This is a genomic window from Enterobacter sp. ENT02, from assembly GCF_019219165.1.
In the GTDB taxonomy this organism is placed as follows: domain Bacteria; phylum Pseudomonadota; class Gammaproteobacteria; order Enterobacterales; family Enterobacteriaceae; genus Enterobacter; species Enterobacter mori.
The window spans coordinates 532,505-555,795 of record NZ_JAHUWD010000001.1; the positions used below are offsets into that span (position 1 = coordinate 532,505).

Genomic DNA, 23,291 nt, shown 5'->3' on the forward strand with positions numbered 1-23,291 from the left:
AGCGATAATGTCGCCTGAGAGCATCAATGCTATCTATTATGTTTTTTCACCAGGAGCTTATGTTTTTTGCTTTATGTGATCGTGGTAATTAAAACAGAAAATTCGCCGCGCAAATTCTGCGTCACGGGCCGCAATTAATTTCCCAGCACCGTTGAATATTCACAATATCAATATTTCACCACACCAGCAGGGCATTAAACACAACGGTAAATCGTCTTGATTTGTACAAAATGCGACGTTCGACACGCGAAGCGCGGAATATTCGTCTACTGTTTTCTGAAGATTGATGACAGCGTGACCGCTGCTCAGCGAAATAAGGAGAAGACCCTATGATAACACCTCAAAAGTTGCGCCCTCGCCTCTTACCTCTTGTTCTGGGCGGTGCGTTGCTCTCGCTTACCGCCGCGGCCAGCGCTGAAGAGATGGCATCTGGCCAAACGAACCCGCCCGATATTTTGCTCGGCCCCCTCTTCAGCGATGTGCAGAGTGCCAAACTGTTTCCCGATCAAAAAACCTTTGCCGATGCGGTCCCCAAAAGCGATCCGCTGACCATCCTCGCCGACTATCGCATGCAGCGTAAGCAGTCGGGCTTTGATTTACGCCATTTCGTTGACGTGAATTTCACGCTTCCGGGTGAAGGCGAAAAATACGTTCCCCCCGCCGGACAAAGCCTTCGCGAGCACATTGATGGGCTGTGGCCCGTGTTGACCCGCACAACGGACAAAGCCAGCAGTAAATGGGATTCACTCCTGCCCTTGCCGAAATCCTACGTCGTGCCCGGGGGACGTTTCCGCGAGGTGTATTACTGGGATAGCTATTTCACCATGCTGGGCCTGGCCGAAAGCGGCCACTGGGATAAAATCAGCGATATGGTGGACAACTTCGCCTATGAAATTGACACCTTCGGCCACATCCCTAACGGCAACCGCAGCTATTACCTGAGCCGTTCGCAGCCACCGTTCTTCTCCCTGATGGTCGAACTGCTGGCGACGCATGATAAAGATGCGTTGAAAAAATATCGTCCGCAGATGGAAAAAGAGTATGCCTACTGGATGGAGGGCGTCGATGGCCTGCAGCCGGGCCAGGCCAACAAACGCGTGGTGAAACTGGATGACGGGACAATCCTTAACCGCTACTGGGATGACCGCGATACCCCGCGTCCTGAATCCTGGCTCGATGATGTAAATACCGCTAAAAACAACCCTAACCGCCCGGCGACGGAAATTTACCGCGATCTGCGCTCGGCAGCCGCGTCAGGCTGGGACTTTAGCTCCCGTTGGATGGACGATCCGCAAAAGCTTGGCACCATCCGCACCACCAGCATTGTGCCAGTGGACCTGAACGCCCTGATGTTCAAGATGGAGACGCTGCTGGCACGGGCAAGCCAGGAGGATGGTGATACCGCTGGTGCGAGCAAATATGAAGCACTGGCCGCCTCGCGGCAAAAAGCTATTGAGAGCCATCTGTGGAATGAAAAAGAGGGCTGGTACGCGGATTATGATCTCAAGAGTAAAAAGGTGCGTAATCAGCTTACCGCCGCCGCCCTGTTCCCGCTTTACGTGAAGGCTGCGGCACAGGACCGCGCGGATAAAGTGGCTGCAGCTACCTCTTCACGCCTGCTGAAGCCGGGCGGCATTACGACCACCACTATCAACAGCGGCCAGCAGTGGGATGCGCCAAACGGCTGGGCACCGCTGCAGTGGGTCGCAGCGGAAGGATTGCAGAACTATGGCCAGGAAAAAGTGGCGATGGACGTGACCTGGCGCTTCCTGAAAAACGTTCAACACACCTACGACCGCGAGAAGAAGCTGGTGGAGAAGTATGATGTCTCGTCTACCGGAACAGGCGGGGGCGGCGGTGAATATCCGTTGCAGGATGGATTTGGCTGGAGCAACGGCGTGACGCTCAAGATGCTGGACCTGGTTTGTCCGAAAGAGAAACCCTGCGACAGCGTACCGGAGAATCAGCCTGCGGCGAATGATGACGCCGCACCAGCGAAAAGCGCGGCGCAGTAAGGGTATTGCCGGGTGGCGGCTACGCCTTACCCGGCCCCCCCTCACCCCAGCCCTCTCCCTCAAGGGAGAGGGAGTCATCCATGCAGCCATTATTTTGTGGGGAATCCTCAGCCCACCGGGAGAGGGGTAAAGCTCATCAGAAGCTGTAACTCGCCCCTAACTGGAACGTCCGGTCACGCCCAATCCAGCAGTTGGTTGTGTCGTAACAGGTCAGCGTCTCTTTATTGGTGATGTTCTGCGCGCTGGCTTTAACCGTCAGCCCTTCCAGCGACGGCAGGACTTCGCCCATGCGGTAAGAGGCCGCCAGATCGTACTGCGTGGTGCCCCCAAGTTTGCCCGCATCGTTATTCGGTGAAATTTCCATCGGCCCGGTATAGCGCGCGCCAGCCCCCAGCATCAACCCTTTCAGCGGCGTACTGTCGAAGGTGTAGTCGCCCCACAGGTTAAAGGCATTCTCCGGCACCTGTGTTGGACGCTTGCCTTGGTATTTATCATCTTCCGTATTGATCGCGTGGGTGTAAGCGTAGTTCGCAATCAGCGTCAGGTTATCCGTCGGACGGCTGACCGCCGACAGCTCAGCCCCTTTGGATTCCACTTCCCCGGTCTGACGGTAGTTGAGGAAGCCGGGATCGGAGGTGACGACATTTTTCTGGCGAATGTTAAACACCGATGCGGTAAAGGTGGTGGCGTAGTCCGCCAGCAGGTATTTCACCCCGCCCTCAACCTGCTTGCTGGTGGTTGGCTTGACGTCTTTTGCCGTGAGCGTCCCCTGCGGCGAAACCGGTGCAAAACCTTCCGAGTAGCTGATGAAAGGCGAAATCCCGTTGTCGAAGGCGTAAAGCGCCCCCAGACGTTTGGTGACCCGATCCTGAGAAACATACGCTTTGTCGCCGTTTTGCAGGTAATTCGTGGTCACGGAGCGGTAATCGTCATAGCGCAGGCTGCCCAGCAGATTTAATCCGCCGAACTCCACCTGATCCTGCAGGTAATAGCCGTTCTGCTGATAGCTCAGACGGTTTTTCTGGGCGGTATACAGCCCCAGCGCGCCTTCATCGATCTGCGCGTGGTCAGGATTACGCATATCAATACCCGGTGTTGAGGAGGCATATCGGTAGTGGAAGTGCGAGTTCAGCTTCTGATAGTCAAACCCGGCCAGCAGATGATGTTTCCATTCCCCCAGCGCAACCGTTTTGGTGACCTGGTTGTCGATGTTGAAGCTCTGAAGGTCTTCATCCGTGGTGTAAGCAAAGCGATTGAGTTGATAGACCTCTCTCCCTGGCCCGGTTGAATAGACGCTGCGCTGATGGGTATCTACGTCGAAGTAGCGCGCTTTCTGATTAAAGCCCCAGCCGCTATCAAACTCATGTTCAAAGCTGTAGCCCAGCATCCACTGGCGCTGTTTGAATCCGCTCCACTCGTCCCCGGCATAGTCCCGGCGATCGGCGTAGCTCGAGCGCAGATAGGCGAGCGGCAGCGGGTCGGACGGCGACAGGCTCGGCGTATTTTGCGCCAGCGCATCAATGGTGAGACGCGTTTTGCTGTCCGGCTGCCAGGTCACTGACGGTGCCACGAGGTAGTTTTCGTAGCGCGTGGTGTGCGGCTGGTCGTCATTTTCCGTCGCTTTCCCCAGCAGACGGTAGTTCCAGTCGCTGTCAGCGATTTGCCCGGTTGAATCGAGGTAGCCCTCTTTCAGGTTACGGGTGCCGGTGTTAAAACCCACCTCGGTACGGGAGGCTTTTTGCGGCTTCTTACTTTGAATATTCACCAGCCCCCCCGGCGAGCCGCCACCGTACAGCACTGAAGAGGGACCTTTCAGAATATCAACGCTCTCAATCAGCAGCGGATCGATGCGCGCTTTGGTGTTACCGGTGACGTTATACGGCAGCTGCAGACCGTTATAGAATTCCTGGTCAACGGTAAACCCGCGGATTTTGTATTCGCTCATGTACGAGGTACTGCCCCTCACCTCGGTCGAGACGCCCGGGGCATAGCGCAGGATTTCATTCACGGAGTTCGCATGACGCTTTTCTATCTCCTGCTCAGAAAGGGTATTGATCACCTGCGGCGTTTTACTTTCTGCCACCGCCGATTTGGTCGCACTGTTCGTCCATGAAGGAAGCGCGCTGCCCTGCTCTGCGCCCGTAACTACGATAGTCGATTCTTCGGCGAAAGCCTGTGCCTGCAATGCCAGCGCCACGGCTCCTGCCAACGCACATAACGCAAAACGTGAGGTATTCATAATTGTCGTCTTTGTTATAGATAATACTGGGAACGACAATTATTATCATTTCGATTAGCAAATCAATACACGAATAAAAAAAACGGCCCTCAGGTGAGAGCCGCTTGTGAAGATGTTATGCCCGTCGGAGTAACCGGAATATGCCGAGTACAACGATCGCGCCGACCACCGCGACCAGGAAACTGTGGAGATCGAAACCGCTGATGCTGCCGCCAAAGCCAAACATCGTTGCCAGCCAGCCGCCGACAACCGCCCCGACCACACCGAGTACACAGGTCAGAATAAAGCCGCCACCATCATTTCCCGGCATGATCAATTTGGCGATAGCGCCGGCAATAAGACCAAAGATAATCCAGGCGATGATACCCATAGCGATGCCCTCTTGCAGGTTTAACGCATGCACGGAAAACCTTCCGCGCTGGTGACTTAAGTATAGGTCATCGCCCGAAAATCATTTTCATCTCACCGACTTAAATTACGGTGGCCAGTAAAAAAAATCACCGGTTTGTATTAAGTTTCATTTCAGATTGCCGATAACGCAGAGACAGTCTGTCAAATATCAAGGAGCAATCTGGCGTGAGTAATTACAGTGAGCAGTTCCTGAAACAAAATCCGCTGGCTGTATTAGGGGTATTACGCGACCTGCAAAAAGGTGAAGTGCCGCTACGCATGCGTTGGTCAAATAATCAGTTTATCAGCAAGATCCTGGACGTGTCGTCCGACCGTCTGATCGTCGACCTGGGCAGCCAGGAGCATGAGAACCGCGCCGCACAGCGGGCGGAAAAAATCGCGGTGATGGCTGAAACCCACGGCGCAAAGGTGGAATTTATTCTGCCGCGACTGGAGCTGAGCGAATATCTGGGGCTGCCTGCTTTTACCTCGCCGCTGCCTGATAACCTCTGGTTTGTCCAGCGTCGGGAATATTTCCGCATCAGCGCCCCACTCCATCCCGCTTATTTTTGTCGGGCAAAAATGCCGGATAAAAAAGAGATCCGCTTCCGCCTTTTTGACCTGTCGTTGGGCGGCATGGGCGCGCTGATGGACACTCCAAAACCTGACGGGCTGGTTGAAGGCATGCGATTCACGCAGATTGAACTGGATATGGGCGGCTGGGGACGGTTTTATTTCGATGCGCAACTGATTGCCATCAGCGAGCGTAAAGTGGTGGACAGCAAGAACGAGACCATTTCCACGCCCCGTCTGAGCTTTCGCTTTCTCAACGTGGGGCCGGGTGCAGAGCGCGAGCTTCAGCGCATCATCTTCTCTCTGGAGCGAGAGGCACGGGAACGGGCGAATAAAGTCTTGTGAGGGGCGTCGGGCAGCGAGGCCGCCCGACAACGGCGTTACATGGCGTCCATCGCTTTCTGTACTTTCCAGATATACCGAGGTGCCTGCGGTGACGGGTGGTTCTTCACTACATGTTCAAAGAACTCGTCTTTGTCCATGTCGTTTATCTCTTCAATCGCCTCTTTACGGTCGGACGAGAAGGTTCTGAGCAGCGCACCGGCACCGTTCACGTAAGAGACCACCAGCGCGTACTGCATCACTTCAGGATCTTCAATACCCTTCAGCACGCCGTGTTCCAGAATGCTCAGGTAAGCTGTTCCCATCGAGATGTTGCGTTCCGGGTTTTTCAGCTCGCTGGTCGACGGCTGACCGCGCCAGCCCATATAGCGGTAGACCTCTTTGCCTGCCGTTGATGCTTTAAGCTGCATCAGCCCCACCGCGTTGGATTTGCTGACGAGCGTTGGGTTGCCGCCCGATTCCACGGCAATGATCGCCGTAACCAGTCGCGGGCTCACGCCCCAGGCCTTCCCGGCTTGTTCGCTGATCGGCATCCACTGCATGGCCCTTTTCACCGGCACTTCAGGGTTCCAGGGCGGATTTTGATAATCATGTTTTGAACTACAGCCAGCAAGCAACACAATCAAAAAAGCAAACCATCTCAATTTCACGTCATCTATCCTTATAGCCGGTCGTCGCAGTGCGCCGCCTCTTGAAGCAGGCGGCGTATAAGCGGCATGATATAGACAATTAGTTTCTCATTCAGCAAGGAATTGCCATGTCTCAGTTTCATCTCATCGCGCCGTCGGGTTACTGCATCAACCAGGACGCGGCACAGCGGGGCGTTCAGCGCTTAATGGAATCCGGCCATCGGGTAGAAAATCAGACTATTATCCCCCGCCGCCTGCAGCGTTTTGCCGGAACAGAGGCGCAGAGACTGAATGATATCAACAACCTGGTGAACCTGAAGGGCGCTAACCAGATTGTGCTTGCGGTGCGCGGCGGGTATGGCGCGAGCCGATTGCTGGAGAGTATCGACTGGCAAGGCCTGGCAAAACGCCAGCAGCAGGATCCTCTGCTGATTTGTGGACACAGCGATTTCACGGCGATCCAGCTCGGCCTGCTGGCACTGCACAACGTCATTACCTTCAGCGGCCCGATGCTGGCCGGTAACTTCGGCGCGCCGGAGCTGGATGCGTTCACCCAGGAACATTTCTGGCGCGCGCTGCAAAATTCGACCTACAGCGTTGAGTGGCAGGGAAATGGGCCGCACTGGGAATGTGAAGGCCAGCTCTGGGGTGGAAACCTGGCGATGCTGGTGTCGCTGATTGGCACGCCGTGGCTGCCCCAGATTGAGGATGGCATCCTGGTGCTGGAAGATATCAACGAGCATCCGTTCCGCGTCGAGCGCATGCTGCTTCAGCTTTACCATGCGGGCATTCTCGGGCGACAGTCCGCCATCGTGCTCGGCAGCTTTAGCGGATCGGCACCGAATGACTATGATGCAGGCTACTCCCTTGAGACGATGGTTGATTTCATCCGTTCGCGGCTGGACATTCCGGTGATTACGGGGCTTGATTTTGGCCATGAGCAGCAGACCGTTACCCTGCCGCTGGGCGCTCAGGCGACGCTGACGCATAATAATTCAGGCAGTCGGCTCACTCTCAGCGGCCATCCGGTCTTAAAGGCATAAAAAAGCGCTTAAACCGCCTCAATAAAACGCTGTTCCTGTCGTTAATATGTTAGGGTTTTAATAACAGCGTTAACATTGAGGTGGGAGTACGACAACATTGGATGCCGCAGCAATAATCAGCCTTTTCATTCTGGGTTCTGTGCTTGTAACCAGCAGTATTTTATTGAGTTCATTTTCATCACGTCTCGGCATACCTATTCTTGTTATTTTCCTTGCCATCGGCATGTTGGCTGGCATTGATGGCATCGGCGGTATCCCATTCGATAATTACCCTTTCGCTTACATGGTGAGTAACCTCGCGCTGGCGGTGATCCTGCTGGACGGCGGGATGCGCACCCAGGCGAGTTCTTTCCGCGTCGCCTTAGGGCCTGCGCTGTCGCTCGCGACGGTCGGCGTGTTGATTACCTCCGGCCTCACCGGGATGATGGCCGCGTGGCTTTTCCATCTCAACCTCATGGAAGGGTTGCTGATCGGCGCGATTGTCGGTTCAACCGACGCCGCAGCGGTATTTTCCCTGCTTGGCGGTAAAGGGCTAAACGAGCGCGTCGGCTCAACGCTTGAGATTGAGTCCGGCAGTAACGATCCGATGGCGGTGTTTCTCACCATCACGCTGATTGAGATGATTCAGCAGCACGAAACCGGATTAAGCTGGATGTTCGCCTGGCATATCCTGCAGCAGTTTGGGCTGGGGATTGTTATCGGCCTGGCGGGGGGATACCTGTTACAGCAGATGATCAACCGCATCTCGCTGCCCGCGGGGCTTTACCCCCTGCTGGCGCTGAGCGGCGGTATTCTGATTTTTGCCGTCACCACCGCGCTTGACGGCAGCGGCATTCTCGCCGTCTACCTCTGCGGTTTCCTGATGGGCAACCGGCCAATCCGTAACCGCCATGCCATTTTGCAGAACTTCGACGGCCTGGCGTGGCTGGCGCAGATCGGCATGTTTCTGGTGCTGGGCCTTCTGGTCACGCCATCCGACCTGCTGCCGATCGCCGTTCCGGCGCTGCTGCTTTCTGCGTGGATGATCTTCTTCGCCCGTCCGCTCTCGGTGTTCGCGGGTCTGCTGCCGTTTCGCGGCTTCAACCTGCGCGAACGGGTGTTCATCAGCTGGGTGGGCCTGCGCGGCGCGGTGCCGATTATCCTTGCAGTGTTCCCGATGATGGCCGGTCTGGACAACGCGCGGCTGTTCTTTAACGTGGCGTTCTTCGTGGTGCTGATCTCGCTGCTGTTCCAGGGGACGTCGCTCGGGTGGGCGGCGAAAAAGGCCAAAGTGGTGGTGCCGCCCGTTGGCTGGCCGGTCTCCCGTGTGGGGCTGGATATTCACCCGGAAAATCCGTGGGAGCAGTTTGTTTACCAGCTCAGCGCCGACAAATGGTGCGTGGGGGCCTCACTGCGCGATCTGCATATGCCCGCCGAAACGCGCATTGCCGCCTTGTTCCGTGATAATGCCCTTCTGCACCCTACCGGCAGCACCCGCCTGCGCGAAGGCGATATTCTGTGCGTCATTGGCCGCGAACGCGACCTGCCCGCGCTGGGCAAACTGTTCAGCCAGTCGCCTCCTGTCGCGCTGGACCAGCGGTTCTTCGGCGATTTTATTCTCGAAGCCAGCGCTAAGTTTGCGGATGTGGCGCTGATTTACGGGCTGGATGAGGGGCTTGAGTACCGCGACAAGCAGCAAACGCTGGGCGATATCATTCAGCAACTGCTGGGCGCCGCGCCCGTCGTGGGTGACCAGGTGGAATTTGCCGGGATGATCTGGACGGTCGCCGAGAAAGAGGATAACGCGGTGCGCAAAGTCGGCGTGAGACCGAGGGAAGAGGACGTGGAGTAGTGTTTTTTTGCCGGGTGGCGCTTACGCTTACCCGGCCTACGTTCGAGGGTTTTGTAGGTCGGGTAAGGCGAAGCCGCCACCCGACACAAACATTCGTTACACCGTCACAACCGGCACTCTCGGTGCGAGCGCGCACATCAATTCATAGCCGACCGTGCCCGCAGCGGAAGCCACATCGTCGATTTTAACCTCATTACCCCACAGCTCGACCGGCGATCCGATGCCCGCCTGCGGACAGGGGGTTAAATCTATCGCCATCATATCCATTGAGATGGTGCCTACCGTGCCCGTGCGAACACCATCGACCCACACGGGCGTGCCGGTTGGCGCCAGACGCGGATAGCCGTCCGCATAGCCCCCCGCGACAATCCCGATGCGCTGCTCGCCCGCCGCACGGTAGCGGCTGCCATAGCCTACCGTGTCACCCGTCTTCAGCGTCTGCACGCCAATGATTTCACTGCGCAGGGTCATGACCGGCTTCAGGCCGCTGTTGGCGACGTCCTGCCACTGACCTGAGGGAGATGCGCCGTACAGTACGATACCCGGACGCACCCAGTTATAGTGGGCTTCAGGGTGCCAAAGCGTCGCCGCCGAGTTCGACAGCGAACGTGGGCAATCCAGCCCTTCTGCCGCCTGCTCAATGCGGACCATGGCATCGGCGATACCGTCCGGCTTTTCAGCATCCGCAAAATGCGCCATCAACGTCATTTCACCGACATTTTTCAGGGCACGCAGCTGCTGCCAGACCGTATGGACCCGCTCAGGCTGGAAGCCCAGGCGGTTCATGCCGCTGTTCACCTTGAGATAGATATCCAGCGGCGCGTGGAGCTTCGCATCCTGAATCGCCTTAATCTGCCAGTTGCTGTGAACGCTGGTGGTCAGACGGTATTTGTCCAGCAGCGGCAGATCGTCGGCGTGGAAAAAGCCTTCCAGCAGCAAGATTGGCCCTTTCCAGCCGCGCTCTCGCAGCAGAATCGCCTCTTCCAGATTGAGTAACGCAAAACCGTCGGTTGCGCTAAGGGCGCTCCAGATGCGGTCAATGCCGTGGCCGTAGGCATTTGCCTTGACTACCGACCAGACGCGTGTACCCGGCGCAGCACGGCGAACAATTTGCAGGTTATCCTTCAGGGCCTGCAAATCCAGCTGAGCCAGAATGGGACGGGACATGACGACTCCTTAGTTATGTGCGCCGTGCAGGTGCTGCGGACGCGATGGGGTAAACCCTGATTGATAACGTGCGGCACTTAAATCGTCAAACGGAATTGCTGGCGTGCGGCCAGATATCAGGTCGCTCAGCAGCTGACCCGAGCCGCAGGCCATCGTCCAGCCGAGCGTGCCGTGCCCGGTATTGGTCCACAGGTTTTTATACGGCGTGCGGCCGACAATCGGCGTGCCGTCCGGCGTCATGGGGCGCAGACCGGTCCAGAAGGTCGCCTGTTCGACAAAGCCTCCGCGCGGGAAGAGATCGCCCACCACCATTTCCAGGGTTTCACGACGCGGCTGCAGCAGTTCGGTATTGAAGCCCACGATCTCCGCCATGCCGCCTACGCGAATGCGGTTGTCGAAGCGGGTGATGGCGATTTTGTAGGTTTCGTCCAGAATGGTCGACACGGGCGCGCCGCTCTCTTCTTTCACCGGAATGGTCAGCGAGTAGCCTTTCAGCGGATAGACCGGAATATCGAGGATGCCTTTCAGCATGGCGGTGGAGTACGAACCAAACGCCATCACGTAGGCATCGGCTTTGATCACCTCTTCTCCACACTTCACGCCGTAAATTTTTTCCCCTTCCGACAGCAGCTTGTCGACAGAGGTGTTAAAGCGGAATTTCACCCCTGCCTGCTCGCACATGTGCGCCAGACGTTGCGTAAAGAGCTGGCAGTCGCCGGTTTCGTCATTCGGCAGGCGCAGGCCGCCCGTCAGTTTATGCGCCACTTCCGCCAGCGCAGGCTCCACCTGCCCCAGCTGGCTGGCTTCCAGCAGCTGATAGGGTACGCCCGCATCTTCCAGCACGGCGATATCGCGGGTGGCGTTTTCATACTGTTGCTCGGTGCGGAACAGCTGCAGTGTACCGCCCTGACGGCCTTCGTACTCAATGCCCGTCGAGGCGCGTAAGGCTTTCAGGCAATCACGACTGTACTCCGCCAGACGCACCATGCGTCCTTTATTTTCCATGTAGTGGCGGGTGTCACAGTTGCGCAGCATCTGCCACATCCACTTCAGCTGGAACTGCGTGCCGTCGAGACTGATCGCCAGCGGCGCGTGACGCTGGAACATCCACTTAATCGCCTTTAACGGCACGCCGGGGGCTGCCCACGGCGCCGCATAACCCGGAGAGATTTGTCCGGCGTTCGCCGCACTGGTTTCAAGCGCCGGGCCAGATTCACGATCGATAACGGTAACCTCATGCCCCGCCTGACTTAAATACCAGGCGCTGGTTACGCCAACGACACCACTTCCCAGTATGACAACACGCATAGCCACTCCATTATGTGCAAAAGAACAATCTTCTAATTACAGATTGATAACCTAGTTGAAAATATTATTCAACATACGACTTTTTTATGGTGACTTACCTCACACATCCCCCTGTATCAGGGGATAGTGCTAATTTGGGATCTCCTGCTGCGCGTTATTTTTAGCCAGCATAAAACTCTGCGAGACCCGCTTTTTTTGCCGTATCAAAAACGCGAAATCGCAAAGAAAAAATTTCTGCTTCAGCACGCTTTTTAACGCGTTGATCTATGCTTGAAAGGAGGCTCTCCAGACAGAGAGAGCTCCCAACAACGAGGGCGCGCTAATGGCTACTATTGATTCCATATCCAAGGACAACACACGTCTGAGCGATGGACCCGACTGGACCTTCGAGCTGCTTGATGTCTATCTGGCCGAGATTGACCGGGTAGCAAAACTGTATCGCCTGGATACCTATCCCCATCAAATTGAAGTCATTACGTCCGAACAGATGATGGATGCCTACTCCAGCGTCGGGATGCCGATCAACTATCCGCACTGGTCGTTTGGTAAGAAATTTATTGAAACGGAGCGGCTGTATAAACACGGTCAACAGGGGCTGGCGTATGAGATCGTCATTAACTCCAATCCGTGTATTGCCTATCTGATGGAAGAGAACACCATTACCATGCAGGCGCTGGTGATGGCGCACGCCTGCTACGGGCACAACTCTTTCTTCAAGAACAACTATCTTTTCCGCAGCTGGACGGATGCCAGCTCGATTGTCGATTACCTGATTTTCGCCCGTAAATACATTACCGAATGCGAAGAGCGCTACGGCGTGGATGAAGTGGAAAAACTGCTCGATTCCTGCCACGCGCTGATGAACTACGGCGTTGACCGCTACAAGCGTCCGCAAAAAATCTCCTTACAGGAGGAGAAGGCTCGGCAGAAAAGCCGCGAGGAGTATCTGCAAAGCCAGGTGAATATGCTGTGGCGTACCCTGCCGAAGCGTGAGGAGGAGAAAACGGTCGCCGAAGCGCGTCGTTATCCGTCTGAGCCGCAGGAAAACCTGCTCTACTTTATGGAGAAGAACGCCCCGCTGCTGGAGCCGTGGCAGCGCGAGATCCTGCGCATTGTGCGTAAGGTGAGCCAGTATTTCTACCCGCAGAAACAGACGCAGGTGATGAACGAAGGCTGGGCGACCTTCTGGCACTACACCATCCTTAACCACCTGTATGACGAAGGGAAAGTCTCCGAACGCTTTATGATGGAGTTTCTGCACAGCCACACCAACGTGGTGTTCCAGCCTGCTTATAACAGCCCGTGGTACAGCGGCATTAACCCGTATGCCCTTGGCTTTGCGATGTTCCAGGACATCAAGCGCATCTGCCAGTCGCCGACGGAGGAAGACAAATACTGGTTCCCGGACATCGCCGGTTCTGACTGGCTGGAAACGCTGCATTTCGCGATGCGTGACTTTAAGGATGAGAGCTTTATCAGCCAGTTTATGTCGCCGAAGATCATGCGAGATTTCCGTTTCTTCACCGTGCTGGATGATGACCGTAACAACTATCTGGAAATTTCGGCGATCCATAACGAAGAGGGATACCGCGAGATCCGCTCTCGCCTCTCTTCCCAGTACAACCTAAGCAACCTTGAGCCGAACATCCAGGTATGGAATGTGGATTTACGCGGTGACCGCTCCCTGACGCTGCGCTATATCCCGCACAACCGCGCGCCGCTGGATAAAGGGCGTAAAGAGGTGCTGAAGCACGTGCATCGGCTGTGGGGCTTTGACGTGTTGCTTGAACAGCAGAATGAAGACGGCAGCGTGGAGCTGCTGGAGCGGTGCCCGGCGCGGTTAAATACGCTGTAGTTTGCCGGGTGGCGGCTACGCCTTACCCGGCCTACGGGTTTTGTAGGCCCGGTAAGCGAAGCGCCACCGGGCGAAAAAAAACCTCTCGTACGAGAGGTTTTTTCTTTTAGCGGGTCTGAATCGCTAAATCGCCCGGGAGCGTTTTCTGCATGCGGTGCCAGATTTCACCGGAATCATGCCCATAGCGACGCACCGTCTCATAAACCTGATCGTGCAGCCCTTCGGTACAGAGCTTGCTCAGCTTATGGTAGAAACCCAGCGCCAGGCTGCGGGCTTCAGGGTTAGCAAAGTAGTGGCGACCGATACGGGTATAGAGCCCTTTCATCCCGTTCAGGATCAGGCCGTAAATCGGGTTACCGGAGGCAAAGGCCAGTCCGCGGAAGACGTTATAGTCAAGCGTGGCGAAAGCGTCAGCGTGGTCTTCGACCTCGTTCGCGCTGGCCAGCACCGCAAGCGCATCTTCAGGATGCTGACGGAACGCGGTACGGATAAAGATAGTCGCGATGTTGGTACGCACGGAGAGCAGATTGTCGATCAACTGCGGCACACTTTCGTGGTCGAGACGCGCCAGCGTTTCAAGAATGTTCAGCCCGGACGTTTCCCAGAAGTTGTTTACTTTCGTTGGCTTGCCGTGCTGAATCGTCAACCAGCCATCACGTGCCAGACGCTGCAGAACTTCACGCAGCGTAGTACGGGTGACGCCAATCAGTTCAGAGAGTTCGCGTTCAGCAGGTAGAATTGATCCCGCAGGGAAACGATTATTCCAGATGCTTTCAATGATGTACTCTTCCGCGAAACCCGCCGGGCTCTGCGCCTTAATGACCATAGTGAGATTTCCATTACACAGCTTTAGCAAATTGGACTCATCATACCAGAGGCTCGCAGAGGCAGATAGCGCAGCAAAGAGAGAAAAGAGGGATCGCCGTTTCATTTTTGTGAAATTTACAATTTGACCTAATGCCCCTCTACGCCCCCATTTTTGCGTATACTGATGTTTTGCCTTATTTGACGGGGAAGGACGTCTGTCGTGGAAATTTCATTTGGCCGCGCGCTGTGGCGCAACTTTTTAGGCCAGTCACCTGACTGGTACAAACTCATACTTCTGGTATTCCTGGTCGTTAACCCCATCCTGTTTTATGTCAATCCGTTTGTTGCCGGATGGCTGCTGGTGGCGGAATTTATCTTCACCCTGGCGATGGCGCTGAAATGCTATCCACTCCTTCCCGGCGGCCTGCTGGCATTTGAAGCGGTGGTGATTGGCATGACCAGCGCGGAGCATGTTAAACAGGAACTGGCATCCAATCTTGAGGTGCTTCTGCTGCTGATGTTTATGGTGGCTGGCATCTACTTTATGAAGCAGCTACTGCTGTTTATCTTTACCCGGCTGCTGCTGAGCATTCCCTCAAAAACGATCCTGTCGGTGGCATTTTGTCTCGCGGCAGCGTTTCTGTCGGCCTTCCTTGATGCCCTGACGGTGGTGGCCGTCGTGATTAGCGTGGCCGTCGGCTTTTACGGCATTTATCATCGCGTCGCGTCTTCTCGACCCGGTGAGGATCTGCAGGATGATAGCCATGTCGAAGCGCATAACCGTGAGGTGCTGGAGCAGTTCCGCGCGTTCCTGCGTAGCCTGATGATGCATGCGGGTGTGGGTACAGCGCTGGGCGGCGTGATGACGATGGTGGGGGAACCGCAAAACCTGATCATCGCCAAAGCGGCGGGCTGGCATTTCGGGGAATTCTTCCTGCGCATGGCGCCAGTGAGCGTTCCGGTGCTGATCTGCGGCGTCGTCACTTGTATTCTTGTCGAGAAATTCAGCGTCTTTGGCTACGGCGCGAAGCTGCCTGAAACGGTGCGACAGGAGCTGCATATATTTGACGTGCAAAGTCGCCGTCAGCGCACACGCCAGGATACGCTACGCCTGATCGCACAAGGCATCATTGGCGTCTGGCTTATTGCTGCGCTGGCTTTCCATCTTGCTGAGGTGGGGTTAATTGGCCTGTCGGTTATTATTCTCGCCACCACCTTTAGCGGCGTGACCGACGAGCACGCTATCGGCAAAGCCTTTACTGAAGCCCTGCCGTTTACCGCGCTGCTGGCGGTATTCTTTGCGGTAGTGGCGGTGATTATCGATCAGCACCTGTTTGCGCCGATTATTGCCTTTGTATTACAGGCCGCGCCCGACGCCCAGCTTTCGCTGTTTTACCTGTTTAACGGTTTGCTCTCCTCCATTTCCGATAACGTTTTTGTCGGCACGGTGTATATCAACGAAGCGAAAGCAGCCATGGAGCAAGGCGTTATCAGCGCTCAGCAGTTTGAACTGCTGGCGGTGGCGATCAATACCGGCACCAACCTGCCTTCCGTAGCGACACCTAACGGCCAGGCCGCATTCCTGTTCCTGCTGACCTCAGCGCTTGCGCCACTCATACGACTTTCTTATGGAAGAATGGTCTGGATGGCCCTGCCCTATACGCTGGTACTGACGATTGTGGGTTTGCTTTGCGTCAAAATTACCCTCATTCCTTATACGCACTGGCTGATACAAGCGGGTATACTTGCCGCGCATTAAGATGTGTAAATCGGGCAGTTCGCTGCCCGTTTGCCTTTTCGCATGATAAACATCCAATTACGTTTTATTTCGTCAGGTACAGGTGGCGCGGAAAACGAATTCGTTTACACTGCGCTTTCTAAGCATGCTCCAGGGAAATGATTATGTTGAGATTTTTAAACCAGTGCTCTCGCGGTCGCGGAGCGTGGTTGTTAATGGCCCTGACCGCCTTTGCGCTGGAAATGGTCGCGTTGTGGTTCCAGCATGTGATGGGGTTGAAGCCCTGCGTGCTGTGTATCTACGAACGTTGCGCATTGTTCGGCATTATGGGCGCGGGTCTGGTGGGCGCGATTGCCCCGAAATCACCGTTACGCTATGCCGGTATCGCTATCTGGCTGTACAGTGCCTGGAAGGGAATTGAACTCTCCTGGGAACACACCATGATGCAGCTGCATCCGTCACCGTTTATGACCTGTGATTTTGCCGCCCGTTTCCCGAGCTGGCTGCCGCTGGATAAGTGGCTGCCGCAGGTGTTTGTGGCGTCCGGCGACTGTTCTGTACGTCAGTGGGAATTCCTGACGCTGGAGATGCCGCAGTGGCTGGTGGGTATTTTTGTGGCCTACTTCGTTGTGGCCCTGCTGGTGCTGATTGCCCAGCCGTTTAAACCAAAGAAACGCGATCTATTTGGAAGGTAAAAGCAAAACGGCAACTTCGGTTGCCGTTTTTAATGTTTGCGCCCTCTCCCGTGGGAGAGGGTTGGGGTGAGGGCATCAGGCCGCACAACCATAATAAAAAACCCGCCTCGGCGGGTTTTTTATTATCACCGATTAGGGTGATTCATGATGTGGTCTTCCCAGTCCCGCACTTCAGACTCTTTCACCGCAATATGACGCACGGAAATGCGTTCGCCGTGCATAGCCGCTTTAGAGCCGGTCAGCAGCGGATGCCATTTCGGCAGATCTTTTCCTTCCGCCAGCAGGCGATACGCACAGGTGTGCGGTAACCACTCAAAGGTCGGCAAATTTTCACGGGTTAATTTGATGCAGTCCGGCTCGTACTCGAAGCGGCGTTCGTAGTTGCGGCACTGGCAGGTTTTGATGTTCAGCTGCTTGCAGGCGACGTTGGTGAAATAGATCTCGTCGGAGTCCTCATCCATCAGCTTGTGCAGGCAGCACTGTCCGCAGCCGTCGCACAACGACTCCCACTCCGCGTCGGTCATTTCGTCGAGCGTTTTACTTTGCCAGAAAGGGATGTCGTTCATCAGGATGTCCACACGTCAAAAGAAAGCGCACCTTATAACGAGTCTGGCACGTTGATGCAAGTTTTGCCGCCCATTTCGGGCGGCAAGGTGTTTTTACAGCACGCGTGTTTTCAGCGACAGGCCGTTGAAACTGACCTCAAGCTCATCGCCACCGTTGAGCGGGCCGACGCCCTCTGGCGTACCGGTCAGGATCACATCACCCGGTTTCAGGGTGAAGAAGCGGCTCATGTAGGCAATCAGCGGGACGATCTTGTGGATCATGTCGGCCGTAGTGCCCTGCTGACGAACCTCGCCGTTCACCTTCAGACTGAGCGGGGTGTCCTGCGGGTCATCAGTAAACTCGCTCACCGGAACAAAACCCGAAATGGGGCAGGAATTATCAAAGCCTTTGGCTTTTTCCCACGGTTGCCCCGCTTTCTTCATCTTGCCCTGCACATCACGCAGGGTGAGATCCAGGGCGACACCGTAACCGGCAATCGCTTTCTGCACATGCTCTTCAGAAGCCTGGCGCAGCGTGGCGCCAATCAGCACTGCCAGCTCCACTTCGTGGTGGACAGAACCCAACCCTTGCGGTAACACCAGCGGCTGGCGAATATCGCAGAGTGCGGTTTCGGGCTTAATAAACAGTACCGGCTCTTCTGGCGTCGCGCTGCCCATTTCCTGAATGTGTTTTGCGTAGTTGCTGCCCACGCAGACGACTTTGCTGACGGGATAATCCAGTAATGCACCTTGCCAGTTATGATGTTGATACATGGTCGACCCCTAAACGGTTGATGTGTTGTTCCCGGAAGCGTCCGGGTTTATTTCTTTCCGTTCACCTCAAGATGCTGTTTTAATAAATTCTCGGGTGGTGGCGGAAGCTGTAAATAATAGCCTTGCTCGGTTAATGCCAATTTCACTTTTTCCAGATCGGCATTCACCAGCGTCTTACGCCCGTCAAGCGGCAGCAGCATCGCCAGCTGAGGGCGGCCAAAGTTTTTCATTAATTCTTCAGGCACGCGCGAAAAATCGTCTTTCTTTTCGACATAAAGATAGGTCTGGTCACGGCTTGTACTTCTATAGATCACACAAAACATGTTTTTACTCTGAATTAATGGGTGGTTGCTTGCCTCAATATACTCCTGACTATAACATGCCTGATACTCTTCGGAATATCGCAGCGAGTTGTTGCGGTTAATAGCAAATTGAGTAAGGCCAGGATGTCAAACACGCCCATCGAGCTTAAAGGCAGTAGCTTCACCTTATCAGTGGTTCATTTGCATGATGCAAAACCCGAGGTTATTCGTCAGGCGTTAGAAGATAAAATCGCGCAGGCACCCGCCTTTCTGAAACATGCCCCCGTTGTCGTCAATGTGAGCGGTCTGGATGCCCCGGTTAACTGGAAACTTCTCCAGCAGGCGGTTTCATCCACCGGGCTGCGTATTGTCGGCATTAGCGGCTGTAAAGATGCTGAACTGAAAGCCGAGATTGACCGGGCTGGGCTACCGCTTTTGACCGAAGGCAAAGAAAAAGCCCCTCGTTCGGCCCCAGCGGCAGTGCAGACGCCCCCTCCTCCGGTTCAAAACGTTACACCTGTCACAAAAACGCGATTGATTGATGTGCCGGTTCGTTCCGGTCAGCGAATTTATGCGCCAAACTGTGATCTAATTGTTACAAGCCACGTCAGTGCTGGCGCTGAACTGATTGCGGATGGCAATATTCACGTCTACGGTATGATGCGTGGGCGTGCGCTCGCGGGCGCAAGTGGCGATCGGGAAGCACAAATATTTTGTAGTCACCTGACGGCGGAACTGGTGTCCATCGCAGGTGAATATTGGCTGAGCGACAAGATCCCAGCCGAATTTTATGGCAAAGCGGCTCGTCTGCTGCTGGCAGACGACGCGTTGACCGTTCAACCGTTGAATTGATCCCTTTTTAACAAGGAATTTCTATGGCACGCATTATTGTTGTTACTTCGGGTAAAGGAGGCGTTGGCAAGACCACCTCCAGCGCGGCCATCGCTACTGGTTTGGCCCAGAAGGGAAAGAAAACCGTCGTTATCGATTTCGATATCGGCCTGCGTAACCTGGACCTGATCATGGGTTGTGAGCGTCGCGTCGTGTATGACTTCGTAAACGTCATCCAGGGCGATGCCACGCTTAACCAGGCGCTGATTAAAGACAAGCGCACCGAAAACCTCTACATTCTTCCGGCGTCTCAGACCCGTGACAAAGACGCGCTGACCCGCGAAGGCGTGGAGAAGGTGCTCGACGATCTGAAAAAGATGGAGTTCGACTTCGTCGTCTGTGACTCCCCTGCCGGTATCGAAACCGGTGCGCTGATGGCGCTCTATTTCGCGGATGAAGCCATTATCACCACGAACCCTGAAGTCTCGTCCGTGCGTGACTCAGACCGAATTCTCGGTATCCTCGCCTCTAAATCCCGCCGTGCGGAAAATGGTCAGGAACCGATCAAAGAGCACCTGCTGCTGACCCGTTACAACCCGGGCCGCGTGAACAAAGGTGACATGCTGAGCATGGAAGACGTGCTGGAGATCCTGCGCATCAAACTAGTTGGCGTTATCCCGGAAGATCAGTCCGTGTTACGCGCCTCTAACCAGGGTGAGCCAGTGATTCTGGATACGATGGCAGATGCAGGTAAAGCTTACGCCGATACCGTTGACCGTCTGCTGGGAGAAGAACGTCCTTTCCGCTTCATTGAAGAAGAGAAGAAAGGTTTCCTCAAACGCCTGTTCGGAGGATAAGTTATGGCATTACTGGACTTTTTTCTCTCGCGGAAAAAAAGCACCGCCAACATCGCAAAAGAACGTCTGCAAATTATCGTTGCGGAGCGTCGTCGTAGCGACGCCGAGCCTCACTACCTGCCGCAGCTGCGCAAGGACATCCTGGAAGTGATCTGTAAGTACGTGCAGATTGACCCGGAGATGGTCACCGTACAGCTGGAGCAAAAAGACGGGGATATTTCGATTCTGGAGCTGAACGTTACGCTCCCGGAAGCGGAAGAGTCGCGTCCGTAGGTTTGTGATTTCGTAGCCCCGGTAAGCGCAGCGCCACCGGGGGAATATGCCGGGTGTATCGCCCGGCATATTTTTATCGCGGGTAACCTTCCAGCAGCGTATTCAGGCGATCGGCCATCAATTCCCCGCGCCAGCCCGCCATCAGCTCCGGCAGCCCATTCTGCGGCTTCAGCTTCCAGTGCCAGTTCAGCAACTGATTAATCTGACGGCGTGACGCCAGCAGTTCCGCACTCAGTTTGCTTTCCGTTGCGACGTCCTGCACCAGCGCTTTGATATCCTTAAACGCCTTGCGATAGCCCGGCATATCCATCAGATTCAGCAGCGGTTCCGGCAGGTCTTCATCCGCAGTTTGCTGTGCCTGCGCCACCAGCGCGAGCAGGGTTTTGCCGTGGAAACGAATCTCGCTACCCGAAAGCCCAATGCTGTCCAGTTCACCCATGCTGCCAGGCATGTAGCGCGCGACCGCCCACAGATGCTCTTCACGCACCACAAAGTTCACGGCCAGATCGCGCTCGCGCGCTTTGCGCAAACGCCAGTCCGCTAACAGCTGCAGGCACGCCAGCTGACGCGTGCGAAGCTGCCAGGCGTTTGTGATATCGCGCCAGGCCTCTTTCGGGTCAACCACTTCCTGACGACGCTGCTGGGTCATTCGGCACTCATCCAGCGCAGCAGACAGCCAGCCGGAGGCTTCTGCCTCCTTCATCAGCTGTCCGGCAATCGGCAGCAGGTAGAAGACGTCTGCCGCCGCATATTCCAGCTGACGCTCGGTCAGCGGGCGCGCCAGCCAGTCGGTACGGGATTCGCTTTTGTCCAGCGTCAGGCCGGTGTATTCCTCAACCATGGCAGCAAAGCCCCATGAGAGCGGACGCCCGCTGAACGCCGCGAGGATCTGCGTATCAATGAGCGGCTGCGGCATGATGCCAAAGGTATTCATAAACACTTCCAGATCTTCACTGCCCGCATGCAGGAATTTGGTCACGGCCGTATCCAGCAGCAGCTCGCGCATTGGTGCCCAGTCGGTAATACCGAGCGGGTCAATCAGCGAGACATGTTTGCCGTCGTACATCTGAATCAGGCCCAGCTGCGGATAATAGGTTCTCGTACGGACAAACTCGGTATCCAGGGCGATGGCGGGATAGTCGCGCGTCACTTCGCACAGCGAAGCCAGCTCGTCGTTGGTCGTGATCATCTGGTAATTCAAATCATTTTCTCTTTTGTTTGCGCCCATAAAAAACGCCGGCTTAACCGGCGTCTGGGCGATTAACGTGAAGCTCAGGCCTTATTGTCTACTTTGGCACGGGCTTCGTCACGCAATTCTCGTCGTAATATCTTCCCGACGTTGGATTTTGGCAGTTCATCGCGGAATTCCACCAGCTTCGGTACCTTGTAGCCCGTCAACTGACGACGGCAGAAGGTTATCAGCTCTTCCTCATTCAGCGAAGGATCTTTCTTGACCACAAATATCTTCACCGCTTCACCGCTGCTGCCGGAAGGGACGCCCACAGCCGCCACTTCGAGCACGCCGCTGTGCTGCATGACCACATCTTCGATTTCGTTCGGATAGACGTTAAAGCCGGAGACCAGGATCATGTCTTTCTTACGATCGACAATGCGCAGGAAACCTTCGTCGTCCATCACGGCAATATCGCCGGTATGCAGCCAGCCGTCTTTGATGATCTCGTCCGTAGCATCCGGACGTTGCCAGTAGCCCAGCATCACCTGCGGCCCTCTTACGCACAGCTCGCCTGGCTCACCATGAGGCACTTCGTTATCCTCATCATCCACCAGCTTTGCTTCGGTCGATGGAACAGGCAGGCCAATGCTGCCGCTGTGGTAGTCAATGTCGTGCGGGTTAACGCTCACCAGCGGCGCGCACTCCGTCAGACCATAGCCTTCCAGCAGATACTGACCGGTCAGCTTCACCCAGCGCTCAGCGACCGCCTGCTGAACGGGCATCCCGCCGCCTGCGGAGAGGTGCAGCGTGGAGAAATCCAGCTGCTGGAACTCTTTATTATTGAGCAGCGCATTAAACAGAGTATTCACCCCCGTCATGGCGGTGAACGGATATTTCGCCAGCTCTTTCACCAGGCCCGGGATATCGCGCGGGTTGGTGATGAGGATGTTCTGACCACCCAGCTCAATAAACAGCAGGCAGTTCATGGTCAGCGCAAAGATGTGATACAGCGGAAGCGCGGTGATCACCACCTCTTTGCCCGGATGCAGCAGAGGCCCGTAAGTGGCGTTCACCTGTTCAAGGTTCGCCAGCATGTTCCGGTGCGTCAACATCGCGCCCTTCGCCACGCCGGTGGTGCCACCGGTGTACTGCAGGAAGGCGAGATCTTCTGATACCACTTCTGGCTTGACGTATTGCATACGGTAGCCCGCGTGCAGCGCACGGCGGAAGGAAATGGCGTCCGGCAGGTGATATTTTGGTACCAGCCGCTTCACGTATTTAACGACAAAGTTAACCAGCGTACCTTTGGCCGTGGAAAGCTGATCGCCCATGCGCGTCAGAATGACGTGTTTTACCTGGGTTCTGTCGACCACTTTTTCCAGCGTGTGGGCAAAGTTCGAGACAATGACAATGGCGACCGCGCCGCTGTCGTTCAACTGATGCTCAAGTTCACGCGGGGTATATAGCGGGTTCACGTTGACGACAATCATCCCGGCTCGCAGGATGCCGAACAGCGCTACCGGGTATTGCAGCAGGTTTGGCATCATCAGCGCGACGCGGTCCCCTTTTTGCAGTCCCAGCCCTTCCTGTAAATAGGCCGCAAACGCCCGGCTACGCTCTTCCAGCTTACGGAAGGTCATCACTTCGCCCATGTTCACAAACGCAGGCTGGTCAGCGTAACGCCGCACCGAGTGTTCAAATAATTCAACCAGGGATTGATAACGGTCAGGATTGATCTCCGCAGGCACATCTGCGGGATACCGGTTAAGCCAAACCTTTTTCAATGCATCACCTCTGAAATGAGTATTCGTCGTCATCACAGCCCCGATAATAAACAGTTTGTTAACATTATATTAACTCAGCGTACCAGTTTATTAATTGTTCAGATTGCAGGTTGCGAAGC

General features: G+C 55.4%; 21 protein-coding genes. 10 read left to right on the plus strand and 11 right to left on the minus strand.

The genetic code is table 11. The annotated features are described in order from the left end of the window. Nucleotides 1-329 precede the first annotated feature (329 nt). Entirely contained in the window at nt 330-2,015 is a 1,686-nt protein-coding gene (locus tag KW829_RS02365; protein ID WP_218307524.1) for an alpha,alpha-trehalase, read from the plus strand. 136 nt (nt 2,016-2,151) lie between these two features. Here KW829_RS02365 and KW829_RS02370 read toward each other — a convergent pair whose 3' ends face one another. Next, on the minus strand, nt 2,152-4,254 hold the full coding sequence (locus KW829_RS02370; protein ID WP_218307525.1) for a TonB-dependent siderophore receptor: 2,103 nt from the start codon (nt 4,252-4,254) through the stop codon (nt 2,152-2,154). Between the two features lie 115 nt (nt 4,255-4,369). Continuing rightward, a complete protein-coding gene (locus KW829_RS02375) occupies nt 4,370-4,624 on the minus strand; it encodes a GlsB/YeaQ/YmgE family stress response membrane protein (protein WP_010432765.1) in 255 nt (84 codons plus the stop codon). A gap of 206 nt (nt 4,625-4,830) precedes the next feature. Here KW829_RS02375 and KW829_RS02380 point away from each other — a divergent pair, with 206 nt between their 5' ends. Beyond that, nucleotides 4,831-5,562, plus strand: a complete 732-nt coding sequence (locus KW829_RS02380; protein WP_089601469.1) for a flagellar brake protein — start codon at nt 4,831-4,833, stop codon at nt 5,560-5,562. A 35-nt stretch (nt 5,563-5,597) separates the two neighbouring features. On the opposite strand, the gene emtA is transcribed toward KW829_RS02380, so the two are convergent. Then, the gene (emtA, locus tag KW829_RS02385) at nt 5,598-6,209 is read right to left on the minus strand and encodes a membrane-bound lytic murein transglycosylase EmtA (RefSeq protein ID WP_010432759.1); all 612 of its coding nucleotides are present in this window, start codon (nt 6,207-6,209) and stop codon (nt 5,598-5,600) included. A gap of 107 nt (nt 6,210-6,316) precedes the next feature. Here emtA and ldcA point away from each other — a divergent pair, with 107 nt between their 5' ends. Both ldcA and KW829_RS02395 read left to right on the plus strand, forming a co-directional pair. Beyond that, the gene (gene ldcA / locus KW829_RS02390) at nt 6,317-7,231 is read left to right on the plus strand and encodes a muramoyltetrapeptide carboxypeptidase (RefSeq protein ID WP_218307526.1); all 915 of its coding nucleotides are present in this window, start codon (nt 6,317-6,319) and stop codon (nt 7,229-7,231) included. A gap of 97 nt (nt 7,232-7,328) precedes the next feature. Continuing rightward, the gene (locus KW829_RS02395; RefSeq protein WP_010432754.1) at nt 7,329-9,062 is read left to right on the plus strand and encodes a potassium/proton antiporter; all 1,734 of its coding nucleotides are present in this window, start codon (nt 7,329-7,331) and stop codon (nt 9,060-9,062) included. 96 nt (nt 9,063-9,158) lie between these two features. On the opposite strand, the gene dadX is transcribed toward KW829_RS02395, so the two are convergent. Together dadX and KW829_RS02405 are read right to left on the minus strand one after the other, a co-directional pair. Continuing rightward, a complete protein-coding gene (gene dadX / locus KW829_RS02400; protein ID WP_010432750.1) occupies nt 9,159-10,229 on the minus strand; it encodes a catabolic alanine racemase DadX in 1,071 nt (356 codons plus the stop codon). Nucleotides 10,230-10,238: 9 nt separating this feature from the next. After that, entirely contained in the window at nt 10,239-11,537 is a 1,299-nt protein-coding gene (locus KW829_RS02405; RefSeq protein WP_100166050.1) for a D-amino acid dehydrogenase, read from the minus strand. A gap of 322 nt (nt 11,538-11,859) precedes the next feature. On the opposite strand from KW829_RS02405, the gene KW829_RS02410 reads away from it, so the two are divergent. Next, nucleotides 11,860-13,392, plus strand: coding sequence for a SpoVR family protein (locus KW829_RS02410; RefSeq protein ID WP_089601462.1), 1,533 nt, complete (start codon nt 11,860-11,862; stop codon nt 13,390-13,392). Nucleotides 13,393-13,498: 106 nt separating this feature from the next. Here the strand turns inward: KW829_RS02410 and fadR are convergent, their stop codons facing one another. Then, a complete protein-coding gene (fadR, locus tag KW829_RS02415; RefSeq protein ID WP_010432738.1) occupies nt 13,499-14,218 on the minus strand; it encodes a fatty acid metabolism transcriptional regulator FadR in 720 nt (239 codons plus the stop codon). Nucleotides 14,219-14,419: 201 nt separating this feature from the next. Between fadR and nhaB the strand changes: the two genes are divergently transcribed. Both nhaB and dsbB read left to right on the plus strand, forming a co-directional pair. Continuing rightward, nucleotides 14,420-15,958 (plus strand): Na(+)/H(+) antiporter NhaB, encoded by a 1,539-nt coding sequence (gene nhaB / locus KW829_RS02420; RefSeq protein WP_218307527.1) that lies wholly within the window; start codon nt 14,420-14,422, stop codon nt 15,956-15,958. Nucleotides 15,959-16,101: 143 nt separating this feature from the next. Then, a complete protein-coding gene (gene dsbB / locus KW829_RS02425) occupies nt 16,102-16,632 on the plus strand; it encodes a disulfide bond formation protein DsbB (protein ID WP_089598221.1) in 531 nt (176 codons plus the stop codon). 125 nt (nt 16,633-16,757) lie between these two features. Here the strand turns inward: dsbB and KW829_RS02430 are convergent, their stop codons facing one another. The 3 genes from KW829_RS02430 to KW829_RS02440 form a co-directional block, all read right to left on the minus strand. Next, a complete protein-coding gene (locus KW829_RS02430) occupies nt 16,758-17,198 on the minus strand; it encodes a YcgN family cysteine cluster protein (RefSeq protein WP_089598220.1) in 441 nt (146 codons plus the stop codon). 93 nt (nt 17,199-17,291) lie between these two features. Next, the gene (locus tag KW829_RS02435) at nt 17,292-17,951 is read right to left on the minus strand and encodes a fumarylacetoacetate hydrolase family protein (RefSeq protein ID WP_218307528.1); all 660 of its coding nucleotides are present in this window, start codon (nt 17,949-17,951) and stop codon (nt 17,292-17,294) included. Nucleotides 17,952-17,998: 47 nt separating this feature from the next. After that, on the minus strand, nt 17,999-18,274 hold the full coding sequence (locus tag KW829_RS02440) for a YcgL domain-containing protein (RefSeq protein WP_089598219.1): 276 nt from the start codon (nt 18,272-18,274) through the stop codon (nt 17,999-18,001). 123 nt (nt 18,275-18,397) lie between these two features. Between KW829_RS02440 and minC the strand changes: the two genes are divergently transcribed. From minC to minE, 3 genes are read left to right on the plus strand one after another with little or no spacing between them, the layout of a single operon-like run. After that, nucleotides 18,398-19,105 carry a septum site-determining protein MinC gene (minC, locus tag KW829_RS02445; protein WP_010432720.1) on the plus strand — a complete coding sequence of 236 codons (708 nt, stop codon included), beginning with the start codon at nt 18,398-18,400 and terminating at the stop codon, nt 19,103-19,105. A 23-nt stretch (nt 19,106-19,128) separates the two neighbouring features. Then, a complete protein-coding gene (gene minD, locus KW829_RS02450; protein WP_089598218.1) occupies nt 19,129-19,941 on the plus strand; it encodes a septum site-determining protein MinD in 813 nt (270 codons plus the stop codon). 3 nt (nt 19,942-19,944) lie between these two features. After that, nucleotides 19,945-20,214: a cell division topological specificity factor MinE gene (gene minE / locus KW829_RS02455; protein ID WP_010432714.1), complete on the plus strand. Its 270-nt coding sequence runs from the start codon at nt 19,945-19,947 to the stop codon at nt 20,212-20,214. A gap of 73 nt (nt 20,215-20,287) precedes the next feature. Here the strand turns inward: minE and rnd are convergent, their stop codons facing one another. Next, entirely contained in the window at nt 20,288-21,403 is a 1,116-nt protein-coding gene (gene rnd / locus KW829_RS02460; protein WP_218307800.1) for a ribonuclease D, read from the minus strand. Between the two features lie 83 nt (nt 21,404-21,486). Then, nucleotides 21,487-23,172, minus strand: coding sequence for a long-chain-fatty-acid--CoA ligase FadD (gene fadD / locus KW829_RS02465; RefSeq protein ID WP_126816329.1), 1,686 nt, complete (start codon nt 23,170-23,172; stop codon nt 21,487-21,489). Between the last annotated feature and the right edge of the window lie 119 nt (nt 23,173-23,291).